This is a genomic window from Planifilum fimeticola, assembly GCF_003001905.1.
Taxonomy (GTDB): domain Bacteria; phylum Bacillota; class Bacilli; order Thermoactinomycetales; family DSM-44946; genus Planifilum; species Planifilum fimeticola.
In genome coordinates this window covers 41,051-62,948 of sequence record NZ_PVNE01000015.1, presented here as the reverse complement: position 1 = coordinate 62,948, position 21,898 = coordinate 41,051, and the positions used below count along the sequence as shown (strand labels likewise).

The following is a 21,898-nucleotide window of genomic DNA, read 5'->3' as shown; positions in this document are numbered from 1 at the left end:
GGGTTGACGAACAGATGAAAATCGGGAAATCATGGCTACTCGCCTTGTCTTTTCTTCTCGCCCTTTCCGCCGTGCTCGCGGGCTGCGGCTCGTCGGGGGACAGCGGCGGATCCCAGGGGGAAAAGACCCTGATTTACGGCCGCGGCGCCGATTCCAAGTCGCTGGATCCCATCCAGGTGACCGACGGGGAATCCCTGAAGGTGACCAAGAACATCTACGACACGCTGGTGGAATACGCCGATGACAACACCGAGGTGGTTCCCGGACTGGCGGAGCGGTGGGAGTCCTCCAAGGACGGGAAAACCTGGACCTTCTATCTGCGCAAGGGCGTGAAGTTCCACGACGGAACGGATTTCAACGCCGAAGCGGTCGTCTACAACTTCGAACGGTGGATGGATAAGGATCATCCCGAGCACAAGGGAGGCGAGTTCCCCTACTACGGCTACATGTTCGGCGGCTACAAGGGGGACAAGGGCCATGTGATCAAGAGCGTCACCGCCGTGGACGAGTACACGGTGAAATTTGAGCTCAACTATCCGCAGGCCCCGTTCCTGAACAACCTGGCCATGTCGCCCTTCGGGATCGCTTCGCCGACGGCGGTCAAAAAGGATCCGGAGGGATTCGGCCAGAAGCCGGTGGGCACCGGTCCCTTCAAGCTGGAGAGCTGGAAGAAGAACGACACCATCACCCTGGTCAAAAACGAGGATTACTGGCAGGAAGGGCTGCCCAAGCTGGATAAGCTGATCTATCGTTCGATTCCGGACAATGCGGCCCGTTTCAGCGCCCTCCAGGCGGGGGACATCGACATCATGGACGGACTGAATCCCAGCGATGTGAAGCTGGTGAAGCAGAACCAAAACCTTCAGCTGTTTGAGCGTCCGGGGATGAACGTGGCCTACCTGGCCTTCAACACCGAGAAGAAACCCTTCGACAACCCCAAGGTTCGGCAAGCCCTGAACCACGCGGTCAACAAAGAGGGGATCATCAAAAGCTTCTACGCCGACATGGCCAAACCGGCCAAAAACCCGATGCCCGATGTGCTTTGGGGATACAACGACAAAATCAAGGATTACGAATTTGACTTGGACAAAGCGAAAAAGCTCCTGAAGGAAGCGGGTTACGCCGACGGCTTCAAGGTCGATTTCTGGGCGCCGACGGATCCCCGCCCCTACATGCCCAACGGCAAGAAGATCGCCGAGTTCATCCAGGCGGACCTGGCCAAGATCGGGGTGAAGGCGGAGATCGTCTCCTACGATTGGCAAACCTATCTGGACCGCACCGGCAAGGGTGAACATTCCATGGCCCTGCTGGGGTGGATCGGGGACAACGGCGACCCGGACAACTTCCTGTACGTGCTGCTGGACAAGGACAACGCCAAGGGCCCGGATGCAGGAAACATCGCCTTCTACAAAAACGACAAGCTGCACGATATCCTGATCAAAGCCCAGCAGGTTTCCGATCAGGAGGAACGGACGAAGCTCTACGGACAGGCGCAGGAAATCATCAAAAAGGACGCACCCTGGGTTCCGTTGGTTCACGTGACCGAGCCGATGGTTGCCTGGTCTCACGTCAAGGGATACATTCCTCACCCCACGGGATCGGACAAGATGCTGAAGGTGGATATCGAGAAGTGATTTGAGATCCGGGGAAGCGTCTCTAGGCGAGATGCTTCCCCCCTTTTTTCCGGATGCTGCAGGAAAGGTGGGTGAGAAGACGTGCTTGCATATACCCTTCGCCGTTTATTGATGCTGATTCCCGTCCTCATCGGCATGTCCATCATCACGTTTTCCATTGTCCACGCCATACCCGGGGATCCGGCGCGGGCGATTCTCGGGGACAAGGCCACGCCGGAGCAGGTGGAGCAGATCCGGGTGAGCCTGGGCCTGGACCGGCCCTGGTACATTCAATACTTCTACTATCTGGGGGATTTGCTCCGGGGGGATTTGGGGACCTCCTTCATCACCCGGGCCCCCATCGCCGAGGAGATCGTTCCCTTTTTGGCCGCCACGATGGAGCTGGCCGCAGTCAGCTTGCTGATCGCCATCTTTTTCGGCGTCAACCTGGGGATCATCTCGGCTTGGCGGCAGAATTCCTGGTTTGATTACACGGCCATGCTGATCGCCCTGATCGGCATTTCCATGCCCGTCTTCTGGTTGGGCTTGATGGAACAGTGGGTCTTTGCCCAACAACTGGGCTGGCTTCCCTCCACCGGCCGGTTGGATCCGCGCATGTCGCTGGAGCCCATCACCCAGTTCTACGCGTTGGATGCGATTCTTCAGGGCAACTGGGATGCCCTCGGCGATGTGATCAGCCACTTGGTCCTGCCGGCGGCGGCCCTGGCGACCATTCCGATGGCCATCATCGCCCGGATCACCCGTTCCAGCATGCTGGAGGTGATGCGGTCGGATTACATCCGGACCGCCCGGGCCAAGGGGGCGAGCGAATTTTGGGTCGTGTACAAGCACGCCCTGAAAAACGCGCTGATTCCGGTGATCACGGTCATCGGATTGCAGGCGGGAATGCTGTTGGGCGGAGCGGTGTTGACGGAGACCATCTTCGGGTGGCCGGGGGTGGGCCGTTACCTGTATGACGCCATCAACGCCCGGGATTATCCCGTCATTCAGTCGGGGATTCTGGTCGTCGCCACCATCTTCGTCCTGATCAACCTGATCGTCGATCTCCTGTACGCCTATCTGAATCCGCGGATCCAGTACGGAAAGGAGTGAATCCCATGGCCATGAACCAACCGATCCCCCAGTCATCCGAGCCCCTGATGCCGCAGAGTTCAAACCTGGAGGAATCGCGGCTCCGGGATGTATTGCGGTCCCTTCTCCGTCACCGGTCCGCGCTGATCGGCGGTGTGATCGTCCTGTTCTTCCTGATGATCGCGCTCCTCGCCGATTTTATCGCTCCTTACGATTTCGCGGAACGGAGCGAGGATCTGCTCCAGCCCCCCTCCGCCGAGCACTGGTTCGGCACCGATGAGACGGGGCGCGACATCTTCAGCCGCGTCCTGTACGGGGCCCGGATCTCCCTCCGGGTCGGCTTCTTCGCCATCGCCGGGTCGATCGTCATCGGCTCCTTCCTCGGCCTGATCGCCGGGTTCTACGGAGGGTGGAGGGATGTGGTCATCTCCCGCCTCTTCGACATCCTGCTGGCCTTTCCCAGCATCCTTCTGGCCATCGCCATCGTCGCCATGCTGGGACCGGGGCTCAACAACGCCCTGCTCGCCATCGCCATCATCAACATTCCCACCTTCGGAAGGCTGATGCGTTCCCAGGTCCTCAGCGTGAAGCAGGAGGATTTCGTCCTGGCGGCGCGGGCGATGGGGATGACCAACCGACGCATTCTTTTCCGCCACATTCTGCCCAACTCCTGGACGCCGATCATGGTCCAGGGAACCCTCGGTTTCGCCACGGCGGTGATCGAAGCGGCGGCCCTCGGTTTCCTGGGGCTGGGTGCCCAGCCGCCCCAGCCGGAATGGGGAACGATGCTGGCCGACGCCCGGGGGTTCATTCAACTGGCTCCCTGGACGATGGTCTTTCCGGGGCTGGCCATCATGCTGACCGTCCTCGGCTTCAACCTGCTGGGCGACGGGATGCGCGACGTGTTGGACCCGAGGATGAAACGCTGACCGGTAGAGGTTTTCGTCGGCAGGCCGATCGGAGCGAGGAAAACCGCATTTCCCTCCTCTTACGGCGGGCGTCGAAAAAGGACAAAAGCCCGGGCTTCAAGGGAAAGCCCGGGCTTTTTCTCTGATTTGCCTTTCCATCAGTGCTCGTTTTTTCGCCAGCCGCTGATCGATTGCCCGCACCAGAAGAAAGGTGACAAGGCAGAGAAGGATGCCGGCGATGCCGGTCAGAAACATGAAAAGAGCCGATTCCCCCGGATCCATGGGCCTGACGCCCAGCACTCCGGCGAGTAAATGGCTGAGGAGCCACAAGCCCCACCACCCTTTGAGCAAAGGGGAGCCCGTCCGGCTCTTCCCTTCCTCGATCCGGGAAGGATCCGCGTCGGGGGCGCTTTCCTTCCACATTTCCTCCATCACTTGGTAAGGTCGAAACAAATTCATGATCGGTACGAAATACCAGCCGACAGCCCAGCCGGGAGAGAAGCGGAGGTTCCGGTCGGAAAGGGCGCTCAATTTACGGTAAGACCGATAAGTCCACAGGAGAAAGAAGATGGCGGTAATGAAAAAGGAACACATCTGGGCCAGAACCACGAACCGTTGAACATCCCGGGCGGGATGCGGCAGATGCCAGTAGAGTTCGGGCATCTCGGAGTACAGGCGATAGGTCGACAGATGGGCGTAAAGACCCGCAAACAACAGGACGGCATGGATGATGAGCAAAAGCTTGACGGCCCCGGCCGTTCTTCGGGTGGAGAGCTCCACGCTTTTTCCCATCCTTTCCGAGACGATTGATCAAAAGGATAAGGCCCGGCTCCATTCAGAAACCGGGCCTTGAGGCTGCCGACGAATCTCAAAACCTCGACAGTCGGAGGGAGCGATTTCGAGCGACCCCTGCCGCATGGAGCCGAGACGGAAAATCGCTCCCTCCTGACATTTTGTTTACAGACTTGCCCGGTTTCCTCACCGAAAACTTATCACCCGAAATACTCTTTCCAACGCCGGTCCACCAGGGCCTTCACCTCGGGGTCGGGTTCCAGCTCCGCCGGATAACCCGGCTTCATCCGGGCGTCGACCAGGATGGGCAATCGGTAGCGGAGGTGGTGACGGACCGGTTCGCTCCGGGCGTAGATGTCGTGGGCGGGATCGAAGCGGGTGAAGACCGTCCACAAAAAGGGCGTCTGTCCCGCCGCCACCCCGATGTCGTCCACCAGGAAGACGAAGGGCCAACCGGCGAGATCCTCCCCGTGCTTTTCGACGAGCCGGGCGGGCAACTCGGGATCCTGCTCGAAGGCTTCCCCTTCCAGGACCAGCGCTCCGCGGCAGTAGGGGGCGATTTTCCGGATGCCGGGCAGGTCGGGTCCCTGGTAGGTGTCGGGCAGACGGCGAACCGGATCCCCGGTGCCGATCAGGACCGCCTTGCTCCCGTGATTGAGACGGCGGCCGGTGTAATCCAGGGTGTCCATGGACGTGTTGGCGAAGACAAACAGGTCCGTCTCCGGGTTGAACCGCTCCAACACCTGCTCGAACAGCCCTTTGAAGTCACTCAGATCGGCGGGCCGGTCCGTCAGGATCAGAAACTTGGTCAGGGTGAGTTGTCCTTCGCCGAGGATGCGGAAGGCATTGGCCAGGGCTTCCCGGCTGTAGCTCTCCCGGACCACCGCTGCGGCGAGGGGGTGGAAGCCGGTTTCCGCATAGGTCCACAGGTCCCGCACCCCCGGCATGGCCATCGGGAAGGCGGGGGAGAGGAGGCGCTGCAAGAACTCTCCCAGGTAGTAATCCTCCTGTTTCGGCTTGCCGACGACGGTGGCCGGGTAGATGGCGTCCTTCCGGTGGTGGACTTGCTTGACGTGGAAGACCGGGAAGTCGTGGGCCAGGGAGTAATAGCCGTAATGGTCGCCGAAGGGGCCTTCCTTCCGCCGCTCATGGGGAGGGACTTCGCCGGACAGGACGAATTCGGCCTCGGCGATGACGGGATATCCCCCCTCCTCCGGTCGGACGACCGGCAGTTTTTTCCCCAGGATGAGGGAGGCGAGCAACAGCTCGGGCAGAAACTCGGGCACCGGGGCGATCGCCGAAGCGATCAGGGCCGGCGGTCCCCCCAGAAACACCCGCACCGGCAGGGGACGTCCTTTCTTTTCCGCCTCGTGGTAATGGAAGCCGCCCCCCTTGTGGATCTGCCAGTGCATCCCCGTGGTTTGGTCGTCAAAGATTTGCATCCGGTACATCCCCAGGTTGTGCTGCCCCGTCTCGGGATGTTCCGTATAGACGAGGGGCAGGGTGATGAAGGGGCCCCCGTCCTCCTGCCAGGAGGTGATGACGGGCAGCCGGGACAAGCGGGGCGGGGACTGGACGCATTCCATCACGGGCGCCCGCTCGGGTCGGACGGGTTTGGTGCCGACCCGGAGCAATTCCGCGATCCAGCCGCGCTCTTTCCAGAGGAGGGACGGCTTGGGCGGAAGCAGTTCATGCAACAGGTCGACGGTTTTTCTCATCAGCTGTTCCGGACGCGGTCCGAAGGCCAAATCCACCCGGCGGGCGGTGCCGAACAGATTGGTGACGACGGGAAAATCGCTTCCCTTGACCCGGGTGAAGAGGAGGGCGGGCCCTTCCTCCGCGATCACCCGGCGGTGGATTTCCGCCAGTTCCAAATGGGGGTCGACGGGAACGTCGATTTCCGCCAGGTCCTTTTCTGCGCGCAGTTGATCGATAAAAGATCGCAAATGGGGGTGCATGGATATCTCTCCTGCTCGTCTGGTTCATTCGCCTTCCATTATAACGGTTTTTCCCCCGGCTGTCCGGCAAGTGGATGGCGCTCGCAGGACAGGGGGGATGTGGTATATTTTTTCCAGGAGGTGTTGCGGGTGAGCGTGATTCTCTATTCCAAGCCCCATTGCCTGGAGTGCAACGTGCTGAAACGCTTTCTGAAGGATTATCGGATTTCCTACGAAGTGCGGGATTGCACGGCCCACCCGGAATACTTGGACGAGGTGAAGAAGATGGGATTCCTCGGCGTTCCCGTCACCGTCGTGAACGGAACGCCCGTCCAGGGGCTTCAGCCCGACCGGATCCTGGAACTGTTGGGTCGGGAGGGGGAGGCATGAACCCGTTGGAAAAACAGGTGCCGGAGGGAGTTCTTTCATCAGGACTCCTCCGGCGATTTTTTCCTTGGACTGGAAGACGGGGAATTGTCCCTCTTGAACAGGCCATGATCGATCAATATCCTTTTTAAAAAACTTCGAAGAACCCTCATTGAACTGACCGAGGAGGAGAAGAATGAGGAGGCGGAGATTCGACGGGTCGTCAACAAGCTGAAGTCCCCGGGCGTTCCCGAACGTGGAGTTTTACCGCCTCTACGACCTCGAAAAGAAGGAGTTTTTCCACGATCGCCTCGTATACGCTTCCTTGGAGGAGGCCGCCGGGGAAATCCGAAAAAATCGTTCCGCCCACCCATCGCTCCGGGCGATCCGCTTTCAAGCGGAAATTACAAAAAAAAGGAATTGGAATGCACCTGTTCGTTTGTCGAACCGCTGTGACCCTCGAGATGATGCCATATTTTGTATTATATAATTCGGTTGAATTTTTCTGTTATTCCAGTTACACTTAGCCTGTGCGAATCTATAAGGAGGCAAATGGATAACGATTAGTATTGAGAGGAAAGGATGGAAGTGCGGTGCTTAACTATTAATCCATAAAAATCCAATTTTAACCTACAACACTTTTTCTATAAACAATGCAGGAATTTCGGCGGAGATTGACGAATAGACGAAAATTAGAGAAAACATTAGATTTGCGTGAAAGGAGTGATGATAAAGGGGATTCCTTCGCATTCGAGTATGAGGTCGTCTTTTGCTGAATAAGGTATTAAAGGAGTTTATTCATTTCTTTTTTCGAGGGGGGAAACAGGATGAAACGCGAACAGTGGGGATCCAAGTACGGTTTTATTCTCGCCGCGATGGGATCGGCCATCGGGCTCGGGAACCTCGTCCGGTATCCGTCCGTGGTTTATGAAAACGGCGCCGGCGCCTTTCTGATCCCCTATTTCGTCGCACTGTTTACGGCCGGAATCCCGATCTTGTTTTTGGAATATTCTCTCGGACACAAATATCGGGGGGCAGGTCCCTGGGTTTACCAGCGGTTGTCGAAAAAGTGGGAATGGCTCGGCTGGTGGCAATCGATCGTCGCCTTTGTCATCCTGTCCTATTACATGGTGATCCTTGGCTGGGCCCTCAGCTACACCTATTATTCCTTTGGCAGCCAGTGGGGAGAGGATACGGAATCGTTCTTCTTCAATAATTACCTGGGCGTGACCGAAGGAGTTGGTGTCCTGGGAGGAATTCAGTGGAAGGTGCTGATTCCCGTAGCCATTCTGTGGGCGGTGCTCTTCTGGGTGCTGCACCGCGGGGCCAAGCGGGGGATTGAATGGGCCAGCAAATTCATGATCCCCATCCTGGTCGCCATGATCGTCCTGATCACCATCCGGGGGTTGACTCTGGAAGGGGCGGTCAAGGGGTTGGAGGCCTACTTTACACCCGATTTCGCAGCGCTGTCCAAGCCGGAAGTATGGATTAACGCCTACGGTCAGGTTTTCTTCACCCTCAGCGTCGGCTTCTGTACGATGATCACCTACGCCAGCTATCTGCCGAAGCGGAGCGATCTGGCCAACAGCGGCTTCATCGTGGCGCTCAGCAACTGCAGCTTCGAGTTTTTCGCCGCCATCGGTATTTTCAGCGCCCTCGGCTTCTTGGCCACCCAGCAGGGGGTGGAAGTGGGTGAAGTGGTGGCGGGAACCCTCGGGATGTCCTTCGTCGTATTCCCGCAGATCATCAACCAATTCCCGGGATTGAATTCCCTGTTCGGCGTCATGTTCTTCGTTTCGCTGCTGTTCGCCGGGTTCACCTCCGCCGTCTCCCTGGCGGAGCCGGGGATCGCGGCGATTCGGGAGAAGTTTGGTCTGTCCCGGAAAGCCGCCGTCAACTGGCTGTGCGGAGCCAGCGCCCTCATGAGCCTGCTCTATGTGTTCAAAGGCGGACTTTACTTCCTGGACATCGTCGACTATTTCATCAACAACTACGGAATCGTCGTCAGCGCCATCCTGATGGTGGTGTTGACCGGTTGGGTTTCCAAGCAGGTGGACAGCCTGCAGAAGCACATCAACGACGTCTCCATCGTGCGAATCGGAGGATGGTGGCCGGCGATCATCCGCTTTATCACGCCCCTTTCCTTGGCGGCGATGGTTTTGTGGAATATCTACAATGAATGGATGATGACCTACGGCGGTTATCCGCAATGGTCCGTCAACGTCTTCGGTTGGGGGCTGCTGGCCGTCGTCATCATTCTCGGCGCTTTAATCCAGCAACGCAGGTGGGCGACGGAGCCCTCCCCTCATAAGGAGGAGGTATCATCATGAACGGTGCCGCGTGGGTGATGTTCCTGTTCGGAGCGATTGTCCTGTGGGGAGGACTTGCTTACTCCCTCATGCTGTCCTTCAAGGCGGAGAACGGGAAGGATTCGGAGGAAAGCAAATCAGAGTCTTGACCGCTTCTGAGTGAAAAAGCGATCCGGGCCTTCGGGGTTCGGATCGCTTTTTTGTTTCACCGGGGGACGGCCTGGGTGGGAACCGGCAACCACCCGGTGCGGGCCTTATGCTTTTGGTTCTGCTGCTTCTTGAGCTGTTTGCGGGTCTCCCGTTCCCAGGCGCGCAGTCTGGGGTACGGATCGACGGAATAGGTGGTGCTTCCGTTGAAGGTGTAGAGGCCGAAATGGAGGTGCGGCGGAAACTTCCCGGCGGTTCCGGGAGGGCCGTACCCCGAGGAGCCCACATAGCCGAGGACGGTTCCGGGTTTCACCACGTCCCCCTGTTTGATCTCCTTGTTGAAACCGTTCAGATGGCCGTAGTAATGGTAGTTGTTGTACAGATCCCGAATGCCGATCCGCCATCCTCCGTAGCGGTTCCAGCCCATCAACTCCACATAACCGTAACAAGTGGAGAGGACCGGTGTGCCGTAATCCGCGAAGATGTCGGTGCCTTCGTGGATGCGCAGCCCTCCCCAGCCCCGTCGGTCTCCCCAGGTGCTGCGGTAAGTGTAATTGTAGTGCAGCGGAATCGGGAAGTGGTTTTCCTTCAGATCCAGCTTGCCCATGGTTTCATAGATGCGGGCCATGTGGGTGATGATGTCCACCGCCACCGGATGCCGATAATATTTCCACAGCCCGATGCGGATGTCATCCCGGGTGCGGCCGAATTCGGCGAGATATCGGGCGAAGGAGTAGAGGACGTCCATGTCGTTTTCCGGATCGGCCTTCCCGTCCCCGTCGGCGTCCCGTCCCATCCCTCCGAAGAAACGGATCGATGCGGGAACCCGGTCATCCGGATCGGGGTTGAAGGGACCCGACCATCGGTGGGGAAGGATATGGATGGCGATCAGCCCCTTTTCCTCGGGCCGGTCTTTGTTGAGCCTCCTCAGGTTTCGTTCGTATTGGTCCACCGCCGCGAGGTAAGGCCATGGAATGCCCGTGACGGCCTCCATCCCCTGATAAAGAAGGAGCCGTTCCTTTTCGGGGTTGGACGGGGCGGCCTTCGCAGGGATATGGAAGACGATAAGGACGATGCAAAGTGTGATCCAGATTGTGAGCATTTTCTTCCCCATCAGTTCCTCACCACGATTTCCGTCTTATTCCTAGGTTGGTCCGCCGCCCCTCTTTTCATATCGGTATTTTGTGGTATCGGCTCGCCTTTTTCCCGCGTCGGGAAGGGATGGGCTTAGCCCCGCCCGATTTGTGGTATTATAGACAGAGAGTTTCGTTGCAAGGGACTGCGGAAAAAATGGAGGTAAACCTGCGGGGAGGAACCATCATGAAATATGAACGGAAACCCGAGTGGCTCAAGGTCCGGTTGACCACCAATGAAAACTTTCATGAAATAAAGAGGATGATGCGGAGCAAGACATTGCACACCGTCTGTGAGGAAGCCCGTTGTCCCAACATCTATGAATGCTGGGGGGTTAACCGGACGGCCACCTTCATGATTCTGGGAGATATCTGCACCCGGGCATGCCGGTTTTGTGCCGTCAAAACGGGCTTGCCGACGGAGCTGGACTGGCAGGAGCCGGAACGGGTCGCTGAAACGGTGGAAAAGATGGGGCTGAAGCATGCGGTGGTGACTTCGGTCGCCCGGGATGATCTGAAGGACGGGGGAGCCGCCATCTTCGCCGCGACGATCCGGGCGATTCGGAAGCGCAATCCGCTGACCAGCGTGGAGGTGCTGATCCCCGACTTCCAGGGCAATTGGGATGCCCTGAAGACGGTAATGGATGAGCGGCCGGACATTTTGAATCACAATGTGGAAACCGTCCGGCGGCTGTCCGACAGGGTGCGCGCCAAGGCGAAGTATGACCGGTCCCTGGAGCTTCTCCGCCGGGCCAAGGAGATGCAGCCGGACATTCCGACCAAATCGAGCATCATGGTGGGCGTCGGCGAGGAGTGGGCCGAGATTTTGGAGACGATGGACGATCTGCGGGCCAACCGGGTGGATATTTTGACGATCGGTCAATACCTGCAGCCGACCAAGAAACATTTGCGCATCGAGCGGTACTACACCCCCGAAGAATTTGCCCGGCTGAAGGAGGAGGGGCTGAAGCGGGGCTTCTCCCACGTGGAGTCGGGTCCGCTGGTACGCAGTTCGTATCACGCCCATGAGCAGGTGAAGTCGGCACAAAGGGCCCTTTCATGATTGATGCAAATCACGCGAAATCCCCCGTCGCATCGGCGGGGGATTTCGTCATTTCGCGCTTCGGTCAATCGAGCACCGGCGGTTTACCGGGGCGTCGGATGATGCCGGGCGTTCCCACGCCGGGCGGTGTCGTGTCCCCCAGGTCGCGGAGCAGCCGTTGCAGATCATTGCGGGCGCGGCCCGTTCCCACCTCGTTCATCCGGCGAAGCAGGGCGTTTTCATTGACGACGTGCACCCGGTAATACCGCGGGGTGACGCTGAGAGCGGTTTGTCGGATCCGGCGCAGGGTCTGGTAATCCAATTTTTTCCCTTGATTCCCGTTGATTCCTACAAACACGTGGTCATCGGTGACCAGCACGGTGGCATCTTTGATCCCCCGCTGGTTGGTCACCAGATAAGCGATTTGCCGGGCCAAGTTGTTCCGGTCCACGTAGATGTTGGGCGCCCGTCCGCCGCGTTGGTTGTTGTCCTTTTGGTAACGGATGTAACCGACCGGGTTTTGGGTGCCCATTCGGATTCCGCGGGGCGCTTCCCTGTTCACGTAATCGTAGGCGCCGGGGGTCTCATCGGTTCGGTCCCTGAACAAGGTTTGGTCGGTGTCCGCCTCGGGCCGTTGACCGGCGGGAGCGCAGGCGGCCGCCAGAGAAATGAAAAAACAGGAAACCAGAGCCAAAACCCGTTGCTTCATCACCTTTGCCACCTCCTAGCCATAGCGTGCCCCGGCGGGAAGGGGGTATGCAGGGACGGAGGTGGAAAGGACCGGCGGACTCACCCAAAAAAGTCCAAGATTGATGGGTCCAATCCTCTTCGGGTGATTGTATTTTATTGCCTGGATATTGTACCATGGATGATAGAAAAAGGCAGAAACATCGAGGTTGGATACCATGAATATCATCCATATTCAGGGAAAAACATACGAGCTGTTGACCAATCACAATGACGCCTGGAACGCCGAGGCCTTCCGAAAGCGGTACAGTGACATCCTTAAAAAGTATGACTACATCGTGGGGGATTGGGGTTACGGTCAACTTCGGCTGAAGGGTTTTTTTTCCGACCGTCATCCCAAGGCCACCCGGGATAACAAAATCGGTTATCTGCAGGAGTATCTGAATGAGTATTGCAATTTCGGCTGCGCTTACTTCGTCCTGAAGCAAATTCCCTCCAAGAAGGAGGCGCAGGTCCGAAAAAAAAGCCGCAAGAGCGGCATCTGAAAACTCCTCAAAAATGATATACCCACATGGCGTGGGTTTTTTTGTCTCTAATATCGACTTTCTTCCTCCGGAAGCTCCTCATCCTTCCGGGGATCATCATGGGTGGGGTGGCTGCCCGGATCCTGACGGGGGATCCCCTCGTGAAATTCGCGGTTTTCATAGGTGAACCGCGGTGCGGCGTGCTGGGAGGCGAACCACGGGGATTCCTTGCCCAGCACATCCTCGTTGTGGGCCGCCCCGTAGGGCCCTTCCGGGAACTCCTCGGGAATCACTTCGTTTCGCAGCGACTCCACGGTGGACACGTCCGTGTAGGGGGTATTCCGCTTCGGTTTCATTTCGATCACCTCGCCGTTAACATAACCGGCGAGGGAGCATTTCATTCCCCGTCAAACCACGCTGAGAAGGAATTTTTTCAACCGTTCCGCCTCTTCCGGGCTGATGCCGTACACCTGCTCCAAATACCCCGGCTCCTCCAGGTCGTCTTGGCCGATGATGGCATAACGGTTGGATTGGAGATTGAGCACCAGGGTTTTTCCGAAAAAGCGTTCCGTGGTGATGAGGGCCAGGTCGAAACGGGAGGTATCGTCGACAAAGCTCACATAACGGGTCTGGGTGTCCTCCACCTCGTCATACAGATACATCGGTTCTGACATGGAGATTCTCCTTTTTCCGCATTTTTGTTCCGATTTCCATTATACACGATGGAGGGGAGTCTCCCATTCCCGAACATTCCTTAAAATATTCCGAAAAACCGAGCTGCCCTCGGTTTTCGCTCTTTTCGGGGGACGAATTGGCTCTCCGTCGCCGCCGCCAAACGCTGGGAGAAGGAGACGTTGCGCAATTCCGCCTTCAGTTGTTCATGCATTTTGCGGATCTCGTCGAACATGCTCTGCACGTCCTTGGCCGGAGCGTACAGGGCGTTTTTGGTGGTCATTCTGTTTTCCAATTTTTCCAAGGCTCCGTACAGATTGATCACCTGGTCTTCCATCCGCTGCATCCGGCCCGACAATTCCTCCAGCGTGTCATTGATGGCGTTTACCGTGTCCATCATGTACCTGTACGCCTTTTCGGCGCTCATAAAGGGGGCCACCTTGGTGTCCGGGTCGATGTCATCCAGGAATTCCGGGCCCTCCGCGGGCGGTTGTTCCAGTTTTCCCTCCTGGATGAGTTCCTGGCGAACCTGGCGCATCGATTTGTTCGGTTTTTGCAGGCGGGTTTGAATTTCGGCCAGCCGGCGGAACCCTTCTTCGGAGAAGATGTAATGACCGCGGTCGTTCACCTCGGGATGAATGTAATCCTCAAACACATCAATCCATTTGCGGATGGTCCGAGCGTGAACCCGCAGCCGTTCCGCGGCCTCCCGGGTGGTGATGTGCTTTTTTTCCATACCAATTACCCTCCCCGATTGGCATGCTTCATCATTACCAATTCGAGGATGAACTGATTATTCCTTCCTGAGCGACAAAGGATGTCATCAAAGAACAAACAAATCGAGACTTTGACAAGCCTTTCGATGGGACGGAGCATTCAGGTCTTGCAGAGCGAAAGAAAATCGTATACATATTGGCTTATTGATACAAATATCGGGGAGGGGACGAATTGCTGCTGGCTTTTGTTCACGGACTGGTGTTGGCGTTGGGCCTCATTTTGCCGCTGGGCGTGCAAAATGTGTTCATTTTCAACCAGGGGGCGATCCAACCCCGCCTGGTGCGCGCAATGCCCGCCGTCTTGACGGCCACATTCTGCGACGCGATGCTCATCCTGCTCGCGGTGACGGGGGTATCCCTGGTGGTGCTGACGGTGAACTGGCTCCGCTACGCCCTGCTGGGCATCGGAGTGCTCTTTCTTTTGTACATGGGCTGGGTCACCTGGCGGAGCGGGGGAGATTCCCCGGAAGAGCGGCAGACGGGGTCGGCCATTTCCCCGAGGGAACAGGTGATGTTCGCAGGTTCGGTTTCTCTGCTCAACCCGCACGCCATCATGGATACGGTGGGGGTGATCGGAGCCAGTTCCCTGCAATATGCGGGCGCCGAGAAAATGGGCTTCACTGTCGCCTGCATCCTGGTCTCCTTTTTGTGGTTTGTCTTTTTGGCCGTCGCCGGGCGGGTGTTGAAAAAAATGAAACCGGGATTCATCCCGGTGTTGAACAAGCTGTCGGCCTTCTTTATCTGGGCGAGTGCGGTTTATATGACGGTTCTGTTGTTGGGTGACGGCTTGCCGTAGGCACCCCGCCTGGCGGGACCGAAGGCGTGCCGCCGATGGGGCGGCACAGCCCTCACGAATAGGGAAACTGGGTTTGGTAGTTGGAAAATTGCTGGGCGGTTTGGTAGACGTCCTGTGCCTGGGCTTGATCGAGTTTGTACCAGCCCTTCCGGTGCATCAGGTTGAACAAATCCCGTTGACATTGATGCAGTTCGTTCAGAAGGTTCATCTGGGTCCGGTAGAGCTGTTCGGTGCTCGCCTCGTTGACGGCGATGTTGTACGCGGTGGTCAGGTATTTTTCCGTCGCCATCACATCATTGATCCGGTCCCGGTCGTTCATTTCCGGCCCCTTTACTCGGGGGAGGCCGGTCTGCTGCTGCTGCCCCCCAGAAGGTGTTCCCTGCGGATGGTAGGGAGAGGAGGGATCTTGGGACTGCCATTGCATATCGGGATCCTCCTTTGTGCAATTTTTTTCGTCAAATCCCCCGCGGGTGCGGGTTGCGGCTTACGACTGCATGTTTCCCCAGCATGAGGCGGGGTATGTCGACTGGGTTCCCGCGGGGGACTGCATGGTCGGCTGACCGGACGGATTCAGCTGATTCAGCAGGATTTGGTAATGTTGTTGATGAATCTTTCCGATCCGGTCGAGCAGTTGGCGAATTTCGGGATCCTGGCATTCCTGGGCGTAGTGATGGCATTTTTTCATGGCCAAAAGTTCCCAGGAAAGCTCATCCTTCAGATAGTGGAGATCCTTGGTGGACAGTTGCAACCGTCTCACTCCTTTCCGTGTTTCACCATCTTGTCTCATTGTTTGAAGATCTTGGAGATCCTATTCGCCTTCCGCTTTTAAAAGACGAAAAACCGGAGGAAAATTTTCCGTCCGGTTTTTCGCACGGTTTAGTTTTCATCCGGAGGTTGCGGCGCGGAAGCTCTGCGGCGGCGATATCGATTCCACAGGGGGATGCCGATCGCCGCCAGGATCAGAAGCGGGGGAAGGGCGGCGGCCAGGAAAACCAGCGCTCTCCGGAAGGCGTTCAGCAGCCAGGCGGTGGAATCGACAAAGGATTGGAGGATTTGTTGCCATAGCCCCGCGTTGGGGTTTTCCAGCACGACCGGCTGTTCCAGGTTGACGGTGACCGTCGCATAATCGATCCGGTCATCCAGATAGCGCATGCGTCCCTTGATCCGTTCGATCTCCTCCTGCACCTGGGACAAGTGATTGGTGATGTTCAGAAGATCTTCCGGCTTCTTCGCCTGTTTCATCAATTCCAGCAGCCGCTTCTCCACGGCTTGCTTGGCCCGGAGGCGGGATTTCAGATCCACGTACTCCTCGGTGACGTCGGTGCCCTGAATCTGTTTCGAAGGGATTTCCACCGCCCACTTTTCCAGGGAGGAGAGAAAGTCTTGAAAGCGCTGTTGGGGAATGCGGAACACGATGGTTCCCCGGAGGGTTCGATCGTCCCTCGATTCCGACTCATTGACGATGTAGCCGCCCAGCTTCCGGGCTTCCTTCTCTAACTGTTCCCGTGCCTGTTTAAAGCGGGAGACGCGCATTTGCACATCAGCCCGGTAAATCACCTTTTGCTCCGGCGGCACCTCCTCATCCGCCGCGGCGCGCGGTTCTTCGGCCTTTTTCAGGGCCGTCTCCGTCGAAGAGGGAGCGGAAGACTGGGAACCCATCGCTTCGTTCTTGGCATCCAGCGGTTCTACCAGGCTCTTTTGCACGGTCCGATTCTCGGGCAGCTGCGGGGATGCCTTTTCCGTTGAACACCCCGCCAGCAGGGTGATCACCAATAAGGCGAATCCGATCCTTTGCCACATCTTCACGTCGGGTTCCTCCCTTCGTCTCTGCTTTTCAGACGAAGAAAGGAGAGAAAAGTTGCAGTTCGTTCCCTTTTTATCGGAGGAATTGAAGCGCGGCGATGAGGAGGAGAAAGGCACCGCCCAGGCGATGCATCCAAGCGATGTGGGTGCTTTGCAGGCGGATCCCGATCCGGGTGCCGGTCCATAACAGGAAACTGCTCGCGCCTCCCAGCGTGATCCCGAAAAGCACCGGGTGAAAGCCGAGAAAGCCTCCGCTCAGTCCCATGGAAAGATTGTTGAGAGACTGGCTGAAGGCAAACATCCACCATTTGCGTTCAAGCAGGGCGACTTTGCGGGAGGGATCCTGCCCCGGAAGCGAAACGCGAAGGCCGACGAAACCGAGCAGGATGCCGCAGGTCCATTCGACATATTGGGAAGGAATTTTTCCCTCGAGCCAAAGACCCAGTTGGACCGCAAGGGAGGAGAAAACAGCGGTGACGGAGAACAGGGCGAAAAGCGCCTGAAAGGGAATCCGTTCTCCCTTTGACGTTTTTTCGATTCCGATACCGACGTTGTCCACATTGGCGGCGAAGGAAGCGAGAATCATGGCTGCGAGGAGAGACATCCGATCACCTTCCGTCATATAAAAATGGTGGTTGGCCGAGGGGGATTCGGCGGGTTTTCCGGAGGATCGGCGAAACTGCAAAAGCTTTGAGGTTCGCATTGGTTTTCCATCAGTGTATGTGTGCCGCCTTTCGGTCGGACGGGCAGGTGTAGGAAAAGGAAGGGAATTGTTGGAGAGCGGATAACGGTTTTTGTGCGGTTGGGGATGCGCTAAAATGTTGTTGATATGCACTGATGACGGATGGGGGGAACCGATGTGGTGTACGATGTGGATACGGATCGGATCGAGCGGCAGTTGAAGGTGCTCCGGGAATGCGTCGCCGTGCTGGAGGAGACGAAACGCCGTCGCGGAGAGCGGGAAGGGGATCCGGTGCTCTTTTTTGCCGCGTCCCGGGCGCTCCACCTGGCCGTGGAATGCATGATCGACGTGGGGACGACGATGATCGACGGCTTCATCATGAGAGATCCCGGGGGATACCTCGACATCGTGGACATTTTGGAGGATGAGCGGGTGATACCGAAGGAGGGGGCCGAACGGATCCGGGAATTGGTGCGGTTCCGGGACCGGTTGGTTCGGAAGTACGATGAATTGTCCCCCGGCGAGGTGGAGGATCACGGGGATCAATCGGAGCTTCTCTCGTCCTTTGACAAGTGGGTCCGGGACTATCTGCGTCAGGAATTGGGCACGTGAAGGTCATCGGAAGCCTTTTTTAAGATATCTGTTTAATAAATTTACTTATAGCAGGAATTCGGGTAAAATAATAGAAAGGGCAGGTGAAGAAGGTGGAGGAAATCACCTCGACTCGCAAGCAGATTTTATATTTGTTGAAGACGGAAGGTCCGATGACGGTCAGTGATCTGGCGGCCAAACTGGGCATCACCGAGATGGCCGTTCGCCGCCATCTCCAGACACTGGAGCGAGACAATCTGATCCAGTCCCGCCTGCTCAGGCAATCGATGGGCCGTCCCACGAACCAATATGATCTGACCGAACGAGCGGAAGACCTTTTCCCGAAAAATTATCATACATTCACTTTGGACATCCTGCGGGATCTGGAGAACGCGGAAGGTTCCTCGGCCATCGACAATTTGTTCCGTCGGCGGGAGAGGCGGTTGACGGAGGAGTACCGGAACCTCTTCGAGGGGGAGTCGTTGGAGGAGCGCGTCAAGACCCTGGCTGAACTGCAGGATGAAAAAGGTTACATGGTCCGGTGGGAATCGCGGGAGGACGGCACCTTTGTCCTGACCGAATTCAATTGTCCCATCTCGGAAGTGGCCTGCTGTTACAACCAGGCTTGTTCCGCCGAGATCAACTGGTTTCGCAGCGTCCTGTCCGCCGATGTGGAGCGGGTGGAGTGCAAGGCCAAAGGAGGAAGAAACTGCACCTACATCATTCGGCCGCGGGAAGCGGTGAAGAGGTAAGGACGCGCCGGAGGGGAAGATTTATTCAACGAAACTTCCATATTTTACAAAAATATGGGTTTTCTCTGGGTAGATTCATGAACCAATGGCGAGGCGCGATCAGAGCGGCACGATCGGTGTCGTTCTTTTTTGTTTTACGGCGGGCCTTCATTGGCTTTCGGCCTGTTGTGGTAAAATGTATTTATGCGTTTGTCAACATCCGGGGGAGGAGACGCGTGTGTCGGAATGGTTTAAAGAAAGCTTCGGAGAAGACTACCTGTTGGTGTATCGCCATCGGACGATGGCCGATGCGGAAGCTGAAGTCGATTCGATCGTCGAGTGGCTGAATTTGAGCCCGAGAGATCACATACTGGATTTGTGCTGCGGAACGGGACGCCACTCCATCGCCCTTGCGCGGCGGGGATACCGTGTGACCGGGTTGGATCTGTCGGAAACCCTGTTGTCCTATGCGGCAACGCTCTCGAAGGGGCTTCCCGTTCGTTTCGTCCACGGGGACATGCGCTCCCTCCCGTTCTCGAAGGAGATGTTTGATGTGGTTCTCAACCTGTTTACCTCCTTCGGGTATTTTGTGGAGGATCGGGACAATGAACGGGTTCTGGCCGAAATCCGCCGCGTGCTGAAACCCGGGGGGCGCTTTTTGATCGATTTCCTCAACCGCTCCGCGGTGATCCGGGACCTTGTGCCCGTGAGCGAGCGGGAGGAGGACGGGGTGAAGATCCGGGAAGAGCGATGGATTGAAGGGGATGTGGTTTGCAAGCGGATTTTCGTGTCCGACGTGCGGGGTTCCAGGCGGTATGAGGAACGGGTGAAGATGTATGCCCGGGATCAGATGGAGGATATGATGCGGCGGGCCGGCCTCTCCGTCCAGCAGGTGTGGGGGGATTTTGAAGGAAATCCCCACTCGGAGCACAGCCGGCGAATGATCATTGCGGGGCGCAGATCCGGATGAAGCGTTACAGGGGCTATATTCTCGATCTGGACGGCACCCTTTTCAGGGGCGACCAGGCGATCCCGGGAGCGCAATTTTTTGTCGGACAGCTGCGGAAGAAAGGCATCCCCCACCTGTATTTGACCAACAACTCTTCCCGAACCCCCGGGCAGGTGGCGGAAAAACTGCGCCGGCTGGGCTTTCCGGCGGACGCGGAGCAGGTGTTTACCTCCGCTCAGGCGGCGGCGCGCCTCTTGACCGGGAAGGGAGACCGGCCGAGAGTGTACGCCATCGGCGAGGAAGGCCTTCTTTCGGCCCTGCAGGAAGCGGGGTGCCGGTTGGTTCAGGAGAAGGCGGATGCCGTGGTGGTCGGGATCGACCGGCAATTTTGTTACGACAAGTTGAAGCGGGCCTGTCTGGAGATCCGGGCGGGCGCCCGCTTTGTCGGAACCAACGGCGATCGGGTCATCCCCTCGGAGGAGGGTCTGTTGCCGGGAAACGGCTCCCTGTGCGCCGCCGTCGCCGCTGCGTCGGGGGTGAATCCGGTGTTTACCGGCAAGCCGGAACCGCTGATTTTCCGCTACGCTCTGGAGCGGCTCGGCACTTCGCCGGAAGAGACGCTGGTGGTCGGTGACAACCTGGAGACGGATATCCGGGGAGGCAGGGATGCGGGCATGGACACGCTGTTGGTTTTCACCGGGGTGACCGACCCGGGGGACTGCCATTCCTCCGAGATCCGGCCGACCCATGCTTTGGAGGATCTCCGCGACTGGAACTTTTTCTGATTGGGGGAGTCAAAGGATGAATCATTGGGAAGACTTGACCGAAGTACCTCTGCCCTTGCCGTTTCCTCTCAAAATCATCAAAGCGTACGTCGTACGGGGATCCGGCGGGTACACCCTGATCGATGCCGGGCTCAATTGCGAGGAGGATTGGGCCTTGTGGGAACAGACCCGTAAGGAGATGGGCTGGCGTTGGGATGAGGTGGACAAGATCGTTCTCACCCACTACCATCCCGACCATTACGGGCTGGCCGGGAAACTGCAGCAGGTGACGGGGGCGCCGGTGCTGATGTCCCGGACCGATGCGGAGCAGGCCCGCTTCTTTTGGGATGAAGAGTCCGACACCCCGGAGGTTTTGGCGGAATTGTACGCCCGGCACGGCCTGTCCGAGGATTGGACTTCCCGGATTCCGGGACATTTGCGGGACTTTCGCAAATGGGTGGAGCCCCATCCCGAACCCACCTTCATCCAGGGGGGAGAGACGATCCGCCTCGGCGATCGGGAATACCAGATCCTTCACACGCCGGGGCACGCCGACGGCCATCTGAGCTTTTATGATCCGGAACGGCAGTGGCTGATCGGGGGCGATTTCCTGCTGCCCAAAATCACCCCCAATATCAGCCTGTGGCCCGGATGTGATCCCAACCCCCTGAAGTCGTATCTGACGACCCTGGAAAAAATGGAAAACCTCCCGGTGAAGCGGGTGTTCCCCGCCCACGGACCCGCCTTCGACACCTACCGGGAACGGATCGAGGCATTGAAGGAACACCACCGGGTCCGGCTGGATCGGATGAAAAGTCTCCTGGAGGGGGGACCGCTTCCGGCGGCGGAAATCTGTTTCGAGATCTTCGGCCGCAATCTGTCGATCCACAATTTGCGCTTCGCCCTCTCGGAAACCTTGGCCCATCTGGAGTATCTGCGTCATCGCGGGGAAATAACCCTGGAGGAGCGGGGAAAAACCCTGGTTTACGCCCTCAATCCGTAAGATCGTCCGGGGGTTTTCCGCTTCGGCGGTCCTGGGCCCTCTTTCGGCTGTGGGAGAGGCGGGCGGCGGCCGCGGCGGCGATGGCGCCGACCAAATCGTCCAGGAAAGTGTGGATTTGTCCGTCCTCCTTGTTGTTGAGGCGGCCCAGGATGCCCGGCTTCACCCGGTCGATATAGCCGTAGTTGGTCATCCCGATGCTGCCGTAGATATGAAGAATCGAGGTGGCCAGGATTTCGTCCACCCCGTAAAGGGATTCATCCTGAAAGATCAGATGTTGAAGGGGATCCAGCAGCTGTTTTTTCTCGGCGAGGAGGTCCAGCTGAATGCCGGTCAGGACGGCGTTCTGCACCTCCCGCTTTTGCAAGACCCGCTCCACATGATAGGTGCATTCGGCCAGGGAGAGGTCGGGATAAAATTCCCCCTGCAGCCGGTACACCAGGTCGGCGATGTCCTCCAGTCGGACTCCCCGTTTGCGGAGCCAATCCAGGGTGGTCCGGTGGATCGAATCTTCCGTTGCGACATTCTGCTCTGTTTGCACGCATTCAACCTCCTCCCGAGGGTTACAGGGATATTGTTGCCGC

General features: G+C 57.7%; 27 protein-coding genes. 15 read left to right on the top strand and 12 right to left on the bottom strand.

Going from position 1 to position 21,898, the window contains the following annotated elements; all coding sequences use genetic code 11:
• Positions 1-14: 14 nt before the first annotated feature.
• The 3 genes from CLV97_RS10425 to CLV97_RS10415 all read left to right on the top strand — a co-directional run bounded on the left by CLV97_RS10425 (position 15) and on the right by CLV97_RS10415 (position 3,634).
• Positions 15-1,634 carry an ABC transporter substrate-binding protein gene (locus tag CLV97_RS10425; protein ID WP_106345489.1) on the top strand — a complete coding sequence of 540 codons (1,620 nt, stop codon included), beginning with the start codon at positions 15-17 and terminating at the stop codon, positions 1,632-1,634.
• 81 nt (positions 1,635-1,715) lie between these two features.
• Entirely contained in the window at positions 1,716-2,726 is a 1,011-nt protein-coding gene (locus CLV97_RS10420) for an ABC transporter permease (protein ID WP_211295729.1), read from the top strand.
• 11 nt (positions 2,727-2,737) lie between these two features.
• Complete coding sequence (locus tag CLV97_RS10415; RefSeq protein WP_425440562.1) at positions 2,738-3,634, top strand: ABC transporter permease; 897 nt, start codon at positions 2,738-2,740, stop codon at positions 3,632-3,634.
• Between the two features lie 96 nt (positions 3,635-3,730).
• On the opposite strand, the gene CLV97_RS10410 is transcribed toward CLV97_RS10415, so the two are convergent.
• The gene (locus CLV97_RS10410) at positions 3,731-4,393 is read right to left on the bottom strand and encodes a DUF4328 domain-containing protein (protein WP_211295728.1); all 663 of its coding nucleotides are present in this window, start codon (positions 4,391-4,393) and stop codon (positions 3,731-3,733) included.
• A 212-nt stretch (positions 4,394-4,605) separates the two neighbouring features.
• Positions 4,606-6,363 (bottom strand): menaquinone biosynthesis decarboxylase, encoded by a 1,758-nt coding sequence (locus CLV97_RS10405; RefSeq protein WP_106345460.1) that lies wholly within the window; start codon positions 6,361-6,363, stop codon positions 4,606-4,608.
• Between the two features lie 129 nt (positions 6,364-6,492).
• On the opposite strand from CLV97_RS10405, the gene CLV97_RS10400 reads away from it, so the two are divergent.
• From CLV97_RS10400 to CLV97_RS10390, 4 genes are all read left to right on the top strand, one after another.
• Complete coding sequence (locus CLV97_RS10400) at positions 6,493-6,732, top strand: glutaredoxin family protein (protein ID WP_106345488.1); 240 nt, start codon at positions 6,493-6,495, stop codon at positions 6,730-6,732.
• Positions 6,729-6,860, top strand: a complete 132-nt coding sequence (locus CLV97_RS18800) for a hypothetical protein (RefSeq protein ID WP_281257605.1) — start codon at positions 6,729-6,731, stop codon at positions 6,858-6,860. Before CLV97_RS10400 ends, CLV97_RS18800 begins: the two co-directional genes overlap by 4 nt.
• Before the next feature lie 675 nt (positions 6,861-7,535).
• Positions 7,536-9,038 carry a sodium-dependent transporter gene (locus CLV97_RS10395; RefSeq protein ID WP_106345459.1) on the top strand — a complete coding sequence of 501 codons (1,503 nt, stop codon included), beginning with the start codon at positions 7,536-7,538 and terminating at the stop codon, positions 9,036-9,038.
• Positions 9,035-9,166 carry a MetS family NSS transporter small subunit gene (locus CLV97_RS10390; protein ID WP_106345458.1) on the top strand — a complete coding sequence of 44 codons (132 nt, stop codon included), beginning with the start codon at positions 9,035-9,037 and terminating at the stop codon, positions 9,164-9,166. The genes CLV97_RS10395 and CLV97_RS10390 overlap by 4 nt, the downstream gene beginning before the upstream one ends.
• Positions 9,167-9,222: 56 nt before the next feature.
• Here CLV97_RS10390 and CLV97_RS10385 read toward each other — a convergent pair whose 3' ends face one another.
• Positions 9,223-10,266, bottom strand: a complete 1,044-nt coding sequence (locus tag CLV97_RS10385) for a M23 family metallopeptidase (RefSeq protein WP_425440561.1) — start codon at positions 10,264-10,266, stop codon at positions 9,223-9,225.
• A gap of 218 nt (positions 10,267-10,484) precedes the next feature.
• Between CLV97_RS10385 and lipA the strand changes: the two genes are divergently transcribed.
• Positions 10,485-11,360, top strand: a complete 876-nt coding sequence (lipA, locus tag CLV97_RS10380) for a lipoyl synthase (protein ID WP_245891471.1) — start codon at positions 10,485-10,487, stop codon at positions 11,358-11,360.
• Positions 11,361-11,424: 64 nt separating this feature from the next.
• On the opposite strand, the gene CLV97_RS10375 is transcribed toward lipA, so the two are convergent.
• Positions 11,425-12,048, bottom strand: a complete 624-nt coding sequence (locus CLV97_RS10375) for a YhcN/YlaJ family sporulation lipoprotein (RefSeq protein WP_106345455.1) — start codon at positions 12,046-12,048, stop codon at positions 11,425-11,427.
• 196 nt (positions 12,049-12,244) lie between these two features.
• On the opposite strand from CLV97_RS10375, the gene CLV97_RS10370 reads away from it, so the two are divergent.
• The gene (locus CLV97_RS10370) at positions 12,245-12,571 is read left to right on the top strand and encodes a YutD family protein (RefSeq protein WP_245891470.1); all 327 of its coding nucleotides are present in this window, start codon (positions 12,245-12,247) and stop codon (positions 12,569-12,571) included.
• Between the two features lie 47 nt (positions 12,572-12,618).
• Here the strand turns inward: CLV97_RS10370 and CLV97_RS10365 are convergent, their stop codons facing one another.
• The 3 genes from CLV97_RS10365 to CLV97_RS10355 form a co-directional block, all read right to left on the bottom strand.
• Positions 12,619-12,906 (bottom strand): hypothetical protein, encoded by a 288-nt coding sequence (locus tag CLV97_RS10365; protein ID WP_106345486.1) that lies wholly within the window; start codon positions 12,904-12,906, stop codon positions 12,619-12,621.
• A 51-nt stretch (positions 12,907-12,957) separates the two neighbouring features.
• On the bottom strand, positions 12,958-13,224 hold the full coding sequence (locus CLV97_RS10360; RefSeq protein ID WP_106345454.1) for a DUF3055 domain-containing protein: 267 nt from the start codon (positions 13,222-13,224) through the stop codon (positions 12,958-12,960).
• Positions 13,225-13,304: 80 nt separating this feature from the next.
• Positions 13,305-13,958 (bottom strand): MerR family transcriptional regulator, encoded by a 654-nt coding sequence (locus CLV97_RS10355; RefSeq protein WP_106345453.1) that lies wholly within the window; start codon positions 13,956-13,958, stop codon positions 13,305-13,307.
• 212 nt (positions 13,959-14,170) lie between these two features.
• On the opposite strand from CLV97_RS10355, the gene CLV97_RS10350 reads away from it, so the two are divergent.
• Complete coding sequence (locus tag CLV97_RS10350; protein WP_106345452.1) at positions 14,171-14,794, top strand: LysE/ArgO family amino acid transporter; 624 nt, start codon at positions 14,171-14,173, stop codon at positions 14,792-14,794.
• 52 nt (positions 14,795-14,846) lie between these two features.
• On the opposite strand, the gene CLV97_RS10345 is transcribed toward CLV97_RS10350, so the two are convergent.
• The 4 genes from CLV97_RS10345 to CLV97_RS10330 all read right to left on the bottom strand — a co-directional run bounded on the left by CLV97_RS10345 (position 14,847) and on the right by CLV97_RS10330 (position 17,201).
• A complete protein-coding gene (locus CLV97_RS10345) occupies positions 14,847-15,218 on the bottom strand; it encodes a spore coat protein (protein ID WP_106345451.1) in 372 nt (123 codons plus the stop codon).
• A gap of 60 nt (positions 15,219-15,278) precedes the next feature.
• The gene (locus tag CLV97_RS10340) at positions 15,279-15,542 is read right to left on the bottom strand and encodes a ferritin family protein (RefSeq protein WP_342749792.1); all 264 of its coding nucleotides are present in this window, start codon (positions 15,540-15,542) and stop codon (positions 15,279-15,281) included.
• Positions 15,543-15,670: 128 nt separating this feature from the next.
• Positions 15,671-16,594, bottom strand: a complete 924-nt coding sequence (locus CLV97_RS10335) for a DUF4349 domain-containing protein (protein ID WP_245891473.1) — start codon at positions 16,592-16,594, stop codon at positions 15,671-15,673.
• Between the two features lie 76 nt (positions 16,595-16,670).
• Positions 16,671-17,201 carry a manganese efflux pump gene (locus CLV97_RS10330; RefSeq protein ID WP_170070454.1) on the bottom strand — a complete coding sequence of 177 codons (531 nt, stop codon included), beginning with the start codon at positions 17,199-17,201 and terminating at the stop codon, positions 16,671-16,673.
• A gap of 255 nt (positions 17,202-17,456) precedes the next feature.
• Between CLV97_RS10330 and CLV97_RS10325 the strand changes: the two genes are divergently transcribed.
• The 5 genes from CLV97_RS10325 to CLV97_RS10305 all read left to right on the top strand — a co-directional run bounded on the left by CLV97_RS10325 (position 17,457) and on the right by CLV97_RS10305 (position 21,317).
• Positions 17,457-17,891, top strand: a complete 435-nt coding sequence (locus tag CLV97_RS10325) for a DUF86 domain-containing protein (protein ID WP_170070453.1) — start codon at positions 17,457-17,459, stop codon at positions 17,889-17,891.
• 92 nt (positions 17,892-17,983) lie between these two features.
• Positions 17,984-18,622, top strand: a complete 639-nt coding sequence (locus CLV97_RS10320) for a helix-turn-helix transcriptional regulator (protein ID WP_425440560.1) — start codon at positions 17,984-17,986, stop codon at positions 18,620-18,622.
• A gap of 217 nt (positions 18,623-18,839) precedes the next feature.
• Positions 18,840-19,571: a class I SAM-dependent methyltransferase gene (locus CLV97_RS10315; protein WP_106345446.1), complete on the top strand. Its 732-nt coding sequence runs from the start codon at positions 18,840-18,842 to the stop codon at positions 19,569-19,571.
• Positions 19,568-20,335 carry a TIGR01457 family HAD-type hydrolase gene (locus tag CLV97_RS10310; protein WP_106345445.1) on the top strand — a complete coding sequence of 256 codons (768 nt, stop codon included), beginning with the start codon at positions 19,568-19,570 and terminating at the stop codon, positions 20,333-20,335. Before CLV97_RS10315 ends, CLV97_RS10310 begins: the two co-directional genes overlap by 4 nt.
• Positions 20,336-20,351: 16 nt before the next feature.
• Positions 20,352-21,317: an MBL fold metallo-hydrolase gene (locus tag CLV97_RS10305; protein ID WP_170070452.1), complete on the top strand. Its 966-nt coding sequence runs from the start codon at positions 20,352-20,354 to the stop codon at positions 21,315-21,317.
• Here the strand turns inward: CLV97_RS10305 and CLV97_RS10300 are convergent.
• Entirely contained in the window at positions 21,307-21,855 is a 549-nt protein-coding gene (locus tag CLV97_RS10300) for a phosphatidylglycerophosphatase A family protein (protein ID WP_211295727.1), read from the bottom strand. The genes CLV97_RS10305 and CLV97_RS10300 overlap by 11 nt on opposite strands.
• Between the last annotated feature and the right edge of the window lie 43 nt (positions 21,856-21,898).

Coding starts and splice junctions, on each gene's coding strand:
- CLV97_RS10370 (WP_245891470.1), top strand. CDS start 12,245: ATGAATATCATCCATATTCAGGGAAAAACATACGAGCTGTTGACCAAT.
- lipA (WP_245891471.1), top strand. CDS start 10,485: ATGAAATATGAACGGAAACCCGAGTGGCTCAAGGTCCGGTTGACCACC.
- CLV97_RS18800 (WP_281257605.1), top strand. CDS start 6,729: ATGAACCCGTTGGAAAAACAGGTGCCGGAGGGAGTTCTTTCATCAGGA.
- CLV97_RS10335 (WP_245891473.1), bottom strand. CDS start 16,594: ATGTGGCAAAGGATCGGATTCGCCTTATTGGTGATCACCCTGCTGGCG.
- CLV97_RS10305 (WP_170070452.1), top strand. CDS start 20,352: ATGAATCATTGGGAAGACTTGACCGAAGTACCTCTGCCCTTGCCGTTT.
- CLV97_RS10405 (WP_106345460.1), bottom strand. CDS start 6,363: ATGCACCCCCATTTGCGATCTTTTATCGATCAACTGCGCGCAGAAAAG.
- CLV97_RS10395 (WP_106345459.1), top strand. CDS start 7,536: ATGAAACGCGAACAGTGGGGATCCAAGTACGGTTTTATTCTCGCCGCG.
- CLV97_RS10390 (WP_106345458.1), top strand. CDS start 9,035: ATGAACGGTGCCGCGTGGGTGATGTTCCTGTTCGGAGCGATTGTCCTG.
- CLV97_RS10425 (WP_106345489.1), top strand. CDS start 15: ATGAAAATCGGGAAATCATGGCTACTCGCCTTGTCTTTTCTTCTCGCC.
- CLV97_RS10415 (WP_425440562.1), top strand. CDS start 2,738: ATGAACCAACCGATCCCCCAGTCATCCGAGCCCCTGATGCCGCAGAGT.
- CLV97_RS10330 (WP_170070454.1), bottom strand. CDS start 17,201: ATGTCTCTCCTCGCAGCCATGATTCTCGCTTCCTTCGCCGCCAATGTG.
- CLV97_RS10360 (WP_106345454.1), bottom strand. CDS start 13,224: ATGTCAGAACCGATGTATCTGTATGACGAGGTGGAGGACACCCAGACC.
- CLV97_RS10365 (WP_106345486.1), bottom strand. CDS start 12,906: ATGAAACCGAAGCGGAATACCCCCTACACGGACGTGTCCACCGTGGAG.
- CLV97_RS10385 (WP_425440561.1), bottom strand. CDS start 10,266: ATGCTCACAATCTGGATCACACTTTGCATCGTCCTTATCGTCTTCCAT.
- CLV97_RS10355 (WP_106345453.1), bottom strand. CDS start 13,958: ATGGAAAAAAAGCACATCACCACCCGGGAGGCCGCGGAACGGCTGCGG.
- CLV97_RS10345 (WP_106345451.1), bottom strand. CDS start 15,218: ATGCAATGGCAGTCCCAAGATCCCTCCTCTCCCTACCATCCGCAGGGA.
- CLV97_RS10310 (WP_106345445.1), top strand. CDS start 19,568: ATGAAGCGTTACAGGGGCTATATTCTCGATCTGGACGGCACCCTTTTC.
- CLV97_RS10375 (WP_106345455.1), bottom strand. CDS start 12,048: ATGAAGCAACGGGTTTTGGCTCTGGTTTCCTGTTTTTTCATTTCTCTG.